The organism is Psychrobacter sp. 5A.1 (genome assembly GCF_030407455.1).
GTDB lineage: Bacteria > Pseudomonadota > Gammaproteobacteria > Pseudomonadales > Moraxellaceae > Psychrobacter.
On the sequence record NZ_JASDDJ010000044.1, the window covers coordinates 20,992 to 27,959 of the forward strand.

5 protein-coding genes and 1 pseudogene are annotated in these 6,968 nt (G+C 41.2%); 2 read left to right on the forward strand and 4 right to left on the reverse strand.

Translation table 11 applies throughout. The features are described from left to right. Nucleotides 1–199: 199 nt before the first annotated feature. On the forward strand, nt 200–982 hold the full coding sequence (locus QL982_RS10195) for an SDR family oxidoreductase (protein ID WP_290163858.1): 783 nt from the start codon (nt 200–202) through the stop codon (nt 980–982). Nucleotides 983–1,258: 276 nt separating this feature from the next. On the opposite strand, the gene QL982_RS10200 is transcribed toward QL982_RS10195, so the two are convergent. From QL982_RS10200 to QL982_RS10210, 3 genes are all read right to left on the reverse strand, one after another. Then, nucleotides 1,259–1,954: a lysophospholipid acyltransferase family protein gene (locus tag QL982_RS10200; RefSeq protein WP_290163857.1), complete on the reverse strand. Its 696-nt coding sequence runs from the start codon at nt 1,952–1,954 to the stop codon at nt 1,259–1,261. 168 nt (nt 1,955–2,122) lie between these two features. After that, on the reverse strand, nt 2,123–4,009 hold the full coding sequence (parE, locus tag QL982_RS10205; protein ID WP_290163855.1) for a DNA topoisomerase IV subunit B: 1,887 nt from the start codon (nt 4,007–4,009) through the stop codon (nt 2,123–2,125). Between the two features lie 110 nt (nt 4,010–4,119). Then, nucleotides 4,120–4,788, reverse strand: coding sequence for a YqiA/YcfP family alpha/beta fold hydrolase (locus QL982_RS10210; RefSeq protein WP_290163853.1), 669 nt, complete (start codon nt 4,786–4,788; stop codon nt 4,120–4,122). 188 nt (nt 4,789–4,976) lie between these two features. On the opposite strand from QL982_RS10210, the gene QL982_RS10215 reads away from it, so the two are divergent. Beyond that, a complete protein-coding gene (locus QL982_RS10215) occupies nt 4,977–5,237 on the forward strand; it encodes a DUF1289 domain-containing protein (RefSeq protein ID WP_290163851.1) in 261 nt (86 codons plus the stop codon). 134 nt (nt 5,238–5,371) lie between these two features. Here QL982_RS10215 and QL982_RS10220 read toward each other — a convergent pair. Continuing rightward, nucleotides 5,372–6,968, reverse strand: a pseudogene (locus QL982_RS10220) (restriction endonuclease); the annotation flags it as partial.

Genomic DNA, 6,968 nt, shown 5'->3' on the forward strand with positions numbered 1-6,968 from the left:
AATATTTTGATGACGAAAAATTATGCTACATAAGCCTTATCAGAGACAGTCGCTTTCAAAGCGATCACTTGCTATGATGATATCGAAGCTGTATTGCTTGCGTGCAATTTTGTAAACTACAAATTTGTGCTTGGTTAGGGCAGGTTTGATATTCATCAAATTTTTAATGATTATTATATAATAACAAGGATTGAGCATTATGAAGCGTTTTAAAGAAAAAACCGTCATTGTAACGGGTGCAGGCTCTGGTATCGGTCGCGCCACTGCCATCCGCTTTGCTGAAGAAGGCGCAAATGTCGTGTTAGTAGGACGTACGGCACAAACGCTAGAAGAGACTGCTAAAGAATTACCGCAAGATCGCACTTGGATTCATACCGATAACTATCTCATTATTACGTGCGACATTAGTGTGCAAAGCCAAGTACAAGAAATGATCGAGCGCGCCGTCGATAAGTTTGAAAAAATTGATATTTTGGTAAACAATGCTGGCAAAGCGACACAAGGCAAAATAACAGATCTGTCCGCTGAAGACTGGCGCTCCGCCATCGATGTCAATCTAAATGGGACGTTCTATGTCTCACAGGCAGCCATGCCACATTTGATCGCGTCAAAAGGTAACATCGTTAATATTTCATCGCTTTCAGGGGTGGGTGGCGATTGGAATATGGCCGCTTACAATGCGGCTAAAGCGGGTGTGACCAATTTGACTCGCACATTGGCATTAGATCATGGTTCTGATGGCGTCCGTGTCAATGCCGTCAATCCAAGCGTGACCAAAACCAATATGACGACTGCTATTCAAGACAATGAATCCAAAACGGATAAGTTCTTGGCGCGATGTCCGCTTGGACGTTTGGCAACACCAGACGATATCGCCGCCGCGATTACTTTTTTGGCGAGCGATGATGCTTCGATGATTACTGGTGTAAATCTGCCTGTCGATGGCGGTGTCAGCGCTTCTAATGGACAGCCTAATTTTTAGCCCATTTACAGCGTAAGGTTCAGATTGAGGGCACGCTCTATCATTAAAAAGCCCCTGATAACTTAATATCAGAGGCTTCTTAATGATAGTTGAATTCAAATAATTTCGATACCAGGCAACCGAGTGCAAGTTATACATTAGTATGCTTAGCGAGGATGACAAGGTAACGGATTTATATGGATTTGACTATATAAGGACATAGAGCGCCTCACTCATTAGCACATTGACACATTGACACATCTAGTGGGCTTAAAATGGCATGTCTATGACAAATCCTTATTCAGCAGCATTATTGATGTCTTGTAACGGCTGCGATAAACGCTCAGGATGCCTTGGAATTACCCCTTTATACTGGGCATAAATCTTTGGTAAATCCGCTTCGATATCACCAGTCGGGTGGACCAGTGACATAAAACGTATCTCTTTGGTTTTATAATCCATAGCGACTGGCAAAATTGGCACCTCAGCGCCCAATGCCAAATAATAAAACCCTGTTTTCCAAGCTTCAGTATATTCTCGCGTCCCTTCTGGTGACAGCCCCAAAAACAATGGCTCACCTGTTTTGAACTTGTCGATACTGGCTTGTAATACTGAGCCTTTGTTATCACGATCGATCGGCACAACCCCTACCCAATTTAATAATTGCGCAAATACGGGCACTTTAAACAAAGTGTGCTTGCCCATAATGCTGATCCTAACATCCAAGGCAAATAAACTTGGGATAGCATAAATGCCGTCTACATTAGAAGTATGCGGCAGAGCGAGCACCACTGCCTGCGAAATATTCGGAATTTCCCCAACCGTACGCCAGCCTGCCGCCTTTAATAGCGCTGATGCGATAACAGGCGCAAACTTATTGCCACGCTTAGGAATCTTTTGACCCAAATGCTTTTTACTAAGCTTTGGGAGCACCTTGGAGCGTGCAGACTGAGAAATAGCCTTTTTAAAGCGATTAAAAAACTTTGATGTCATGACGGCACCATATAATAAAAGATATCTATATAATAACATTAAGTTTATGCGACTAAATTAGATTTTATAGGCTTTTATTGCTGATCAGCTCACACATTGATAAATTCATATCAATAAATACCTATTTATCGATGAATAAAATAATAGCAAACAACCCTTTAAAGCCAATTAAGATATATCAGCCAAGTCACCCTTACTTTCAAGCCAAGACTTGCGATCAGCAGCACGCTTTTTAGCCAGCAGCATATCCATCACACTGTTAGTCAGTACCATGTCATCCATATCTAACTGTACTAAGCGACGCGTATCACGGCTCATCGTGGTCTCGCGCAGCTGCTCTGCACTCATTTCACCAAGCCCTTTAAAGCGCGTGATTTGAGGTTTTTTATTACCAGGCACCTTGGCCAAGATATGGGCAAGCTCTGGCTCGTCCAACGCATAGTGCACCTCTTTGCCCACATCCACTCGATACAATGGCGGCATGGCCACAAACAAGTGACCGGCATCCACCAGTGCAGGGAAATGTTTCACAAACAAAGCACAGATCAGCGTCGCAATGTGCAAACCATCAGAATCCGCATCCGCTAAGATACATATCTTGTCGTAACGCAGCTCAGACAAATCATCCGAGGCAGGATCGACACCGATGGCGATGGCGATATCATGAATCTCTTGGCTTGATAGTACCGTATCTGATGACACTTCCCATGTATTTAGAATTTTACCACGCAGCGGTAATATCGCTTGATAATGACGGTCTCGTGCTTGCTTGGCACTACCACCAGCAGAGTCTCCCTCTACTAAGAACAGCTCAGCGCCATCACGCAGATCACCTCGGCAATCTGCCAATTTACCAGGCAATGCTGGCCCCTGAGTGATTTTCTTCCGAGCGACTTTTTTGGCAGACTTTAGACGACGGCCTGCTTTATTGATCGCAAGTTCAGCAATTTGCGTACCCATATCCGCATTTTGATTTAACCACAGACTAAAGGCGTCTTTTGCCAATGTCTGTACCGCTCCAGCAGCCTCACGACTAGATAAACGTTCTTTGGTTTGACCAGAGAACTGTGGCTCAGAAAACTTAAGAGACAGGATATAGTTCACGCCATCCCACACATCTTCTGCGGTCAACTTCACACTGCGCGGCAGCAAATTATGAATGTCACAAAACTCGCGCAATGCCTCTAAGATACCCGTGCGCAAACCATTGACGTGCGTACCACCTTGAGCTGTCGGAATCAGGTTTACATAGCTTTCTTGAATCGGCGTCCCACCATCAGGCAACCAAGACAGTGCAAACGTAATACCAGCTCGCTCGCCACTTTTTGCCTCATAGTTATAATAGAAAGGTGCTTCAGGTAAGGTCTCAAGCCCATCTAACTGCTCGCTTAAATACTCGACTACCCCATCCGTAAACTTCCACACCACCTTTTCATCATTAATGTCATCGGTGAATTCAATCGTCAATCCAGCTGCCAAAACCGCCTTGGCTTTTAAATTGTGCTTGAGCTGCTTAACATTAAATTTTGGCGTATCAAAAAAACTACCATCTGCCCAAAAATGCACTCTAGTACCACGTTTGCGTTTGTTTGAGCTGACCGCTTCGGTCAACGGCGTCACTGGTGCGCCGTTTTCAAATGCCATGTCAAACTGTGTGCTATCACGCCATACCGTCACTTCAACGCGCGTGGATAGTGCATTGACGACAGAGATACCCACCCCATGCAGACCACCTGACACCTCATAATTGGAGGTCGAAAACTTCCCACCTGCGTGTAAGCGGGTCAAAATCAGCTCGATACCTGATTGGTTAAATTCAGGATGAATATCCGTCGGCATACCTCGCCCATCATCTTCGACAGACAACGAGCCATCACTGTGCAGTTGCACTTTGATGGTTTTAGCATAACCCGCCAATGCCTCATCAACCGAATTATCAATGACCTCTTGCGCCAGATGGTTCGGGCGCGTGGTATCGGTATACATACCTGGGCGACGGCGTACTGGCTCAAGCCCTTCCAAAACTTCTAACGATTGCGCATTATATTGACTCACAAATGCATCCTTAACTATTCATGTGCGTTTAATTCTATTAAACCATTATAACGAAAAATAGCGACGTTAAGGTTAATAGTCCATCGCTCACGTCATATAATGTCGTCTGTTTAGCCCTGTATTAAATTCTGTAGCAGATGTATAACCATCGGTAATTGCTCACCGAAGTCACTAAAGCGATGATCCCCACCCGCTTGTACCGTTACCGATACTCCTTGCTCTTGATAAAAAGCATTAGCCAACTCAGCATTCAAAAGCTCATCACCTTCTTTAAGCAGCACCGCCATTTTATTAGGATAATTGACTGCTGATAGCTGGTGTTCTGCAAACCATTGCAAATCCGAATGGGTAATATCCCAACCACCCGCTGTCGCATATAAAACCTTGCGACGAGACCGCTCATCACCGTCATCTTGCTTTGATATCGAGGTATCAGAAAAACGCTGTAAGGTGATATATGGCTGCGTACTTGGATTTAACAATAAAGCAGCACAGCCTGTTTGATTGCTTATAACTGTAGAAAAATAACCACCTAATGAGCTACCGACCAATACCGTATTTGATAATGCAGAGTGCTTATTTACAGCATTTTGACTGTCACTATTATTTAGATTTTTTATTAAAGACAGCAATTTCTCACACACTTGCGCAGGCGATTTATTCAAATCAGGGCGTAATACATTGATATTAGGATGATGACGCTGGCAGTATTTTTCTAGCAGCACCCCTTTGGTAGAGTTGGCATCACTGTCCAGTCCATGGATATAAATCAGGTTCACGTATCATCTCCCTTGTTAATTTTGTTATGATTATCTTATATAAGCTATCAAAGCCAAGCATAGCACCCGCTAAACAAAAATAATAACAATAAAACGGCACACTATTAGTCAGTATTTGCGACATAATAATGTTGTCATCGTAGTTTTATATAGGTCAAAGGAATGATAATAATAGCGATGGAGTAGCCATGAACCAACAGTTTGAGCTGTTCGAGATTGCCAATCCATGTATTGGTCTTTGTCAAAGCAATAAAAAAGGCTATTGCTTTGGTTGCCTGCGCAGTCGGATCGAGCGCCAATTATGGCATGATATGACCACAGAACAGCAACGCGAAGTATTAAAGCTTATCGCGAAACGTAAACTGCGTATAGAACAAATGAGACAGCGCAAAGATGAGCAGCTAGGGTTTGATTTTGAGGAAGACGTGGAGATGGGTGAGTTGTTTTAAAAAAATATGGTCTCAATCAGACTGAATATGAAATATACGTCTAATCTACTGAATGTTTTATTAAAATGGCATCTTACTTATCTAAAAATCAAGAAAAAATTAGTAATTTATAGATAAGTAAGATTTTAGTTTAATTAGATTCGACCTGGACACTCTGGGATTTCATTGCTATTTTTACCTTCATATAACCATGATGCCCATTGTCGCATTGCCCCACCATACCTAATTTTCGATCCATCACTCCAGCTGAATTCATGTTTTTCAGCAATAAAATCTCCAATCTCTTTGCCTGATAACTGATGATTCAGTTCAAGTAGTTTTACTATATCTAAAAGTACCTCTTCTGTATTAGCGCTTATCCAAAGAGCCTCTCTTCTCTCTGAAAATTTCTGTAATTTCACTTCGTCAACAAAATATCTTTTATTATCCATGAATATAAGTTCGAACCGACTTAAGATTGAAAGTGCATTTTTATAACCTTTAGGTTTAGGTTCGTTTTGCCCAACACTGCCTTTTTCAATTAACCAATTGAGTGTTTCTAATGCAAGTGCAGGAGACGTAGGAGCAGTAAATATTTTACTTCTTCTTCGTTTACGTTCTGAATTGACTCCTTCGGTAATAACTTCACCTTTGTCCCTAAATAACCAGCCATTACCAAATTGCTCAATAAAGCCACACAGCTCTAACCATCGGCAAAGCCTTACCGTATATGTACGCCATGTCTTGTCTGCATACTTATTATCAGGATAGAGTTGTTTTAAAACGTCAATAAGCGATCCAATACTTGCAACAGAGTGCGATGCTATATCTTTAATTGCATAAGTAAAAGCATGTTTAGAAAATTTTTCACGTATAGCTTTTAAAATTTCTATTTCACTACAAGTCTTAATTTCTTCACTCAGTAAGTAAAATCCACTGTCTCTAGTAGCCACACCAAACATAATCATATCTGAACCGATATTTTGAATAGTACCTTCAGACAAATTAACTTTTGAAACTAGTTCTTGTACGGAGAATTGAGTTGTGTGATCAAGGTGCTTGAGAACTTTATATATAGATGAAAAATCAGTAGATGGAAGATATCGCAACGGTATAACAGGAACAGAACCAGTTAGTATATATTCACGAAAAATGTCCCAATAAATATTTAATCTATCTCCACTCCTTATTACCAACCTTCTATCAATTAATGATTTCAAAGTATCTGGACTAGAAATTTCAATAATTTCAAACCAATCTACTGGTGCACGTTGTGCTATGACTCTTAGACAGCTGGATTCAGCTGGATCAAGTGACTCCATATCTTCTTTGAAAAGACTGGCAACATCCAGCTTATTCTCAAGTAAATCTATTTGATTAATACCATTTTCAATCTTCTCATATAAATGAATACATAATTTTTTCAATAACCATGGGTATCCTTGACTACTTGTAACAAGGTTATGTCGTAAATCATGGTGCAGTTTTTCGTTTATTTCTTTTTCAAAAAGATTAATTACAGCATTTGATTCCCTATCAGAAAACGGAGCTAGCTTCCTTGTAACTCTATAGTCAGCGAGCTGATGCCAAAAAAAGTACGCAGGATGCTCACTATGAGTAGTACTATCACTTTTCCAAGCAAATCCTAAACAGAAGCTCATTCTTATTGCTGCAGCATTTAATAGTAGAGACTTAGCTTTTTCAAATACCTCATATAATTCAGGCTTTGAATATAATTCTTCAAACTGATCA

What these genes read in the sequence shown, in the direction of transcription:
- QL982_RS10200 (WP_290163857.1), bottom strand. Translation starts at nt 1,954, where the DNA reads ATGACATCAAAGTTTTTTAATCGCTTTAAAAAGGCTATTTCTCAGTCT.
- QL982_RS10195 (WP_290163858.1), top strand. Translation starts at nt 200, where the DNA reads ATGAAGCGTTTTAAAGAAAAAACCGTCATTGTAACGGGTGCAGGCTCT.
- QL982_RS10215 (WP_290163851.1), top strand. Translation starts at nt 4,977, where the DNA reads ATGAACCAACAGTTTGAGCTGTTCGAGATTGCCAATCCATGTATTGGT.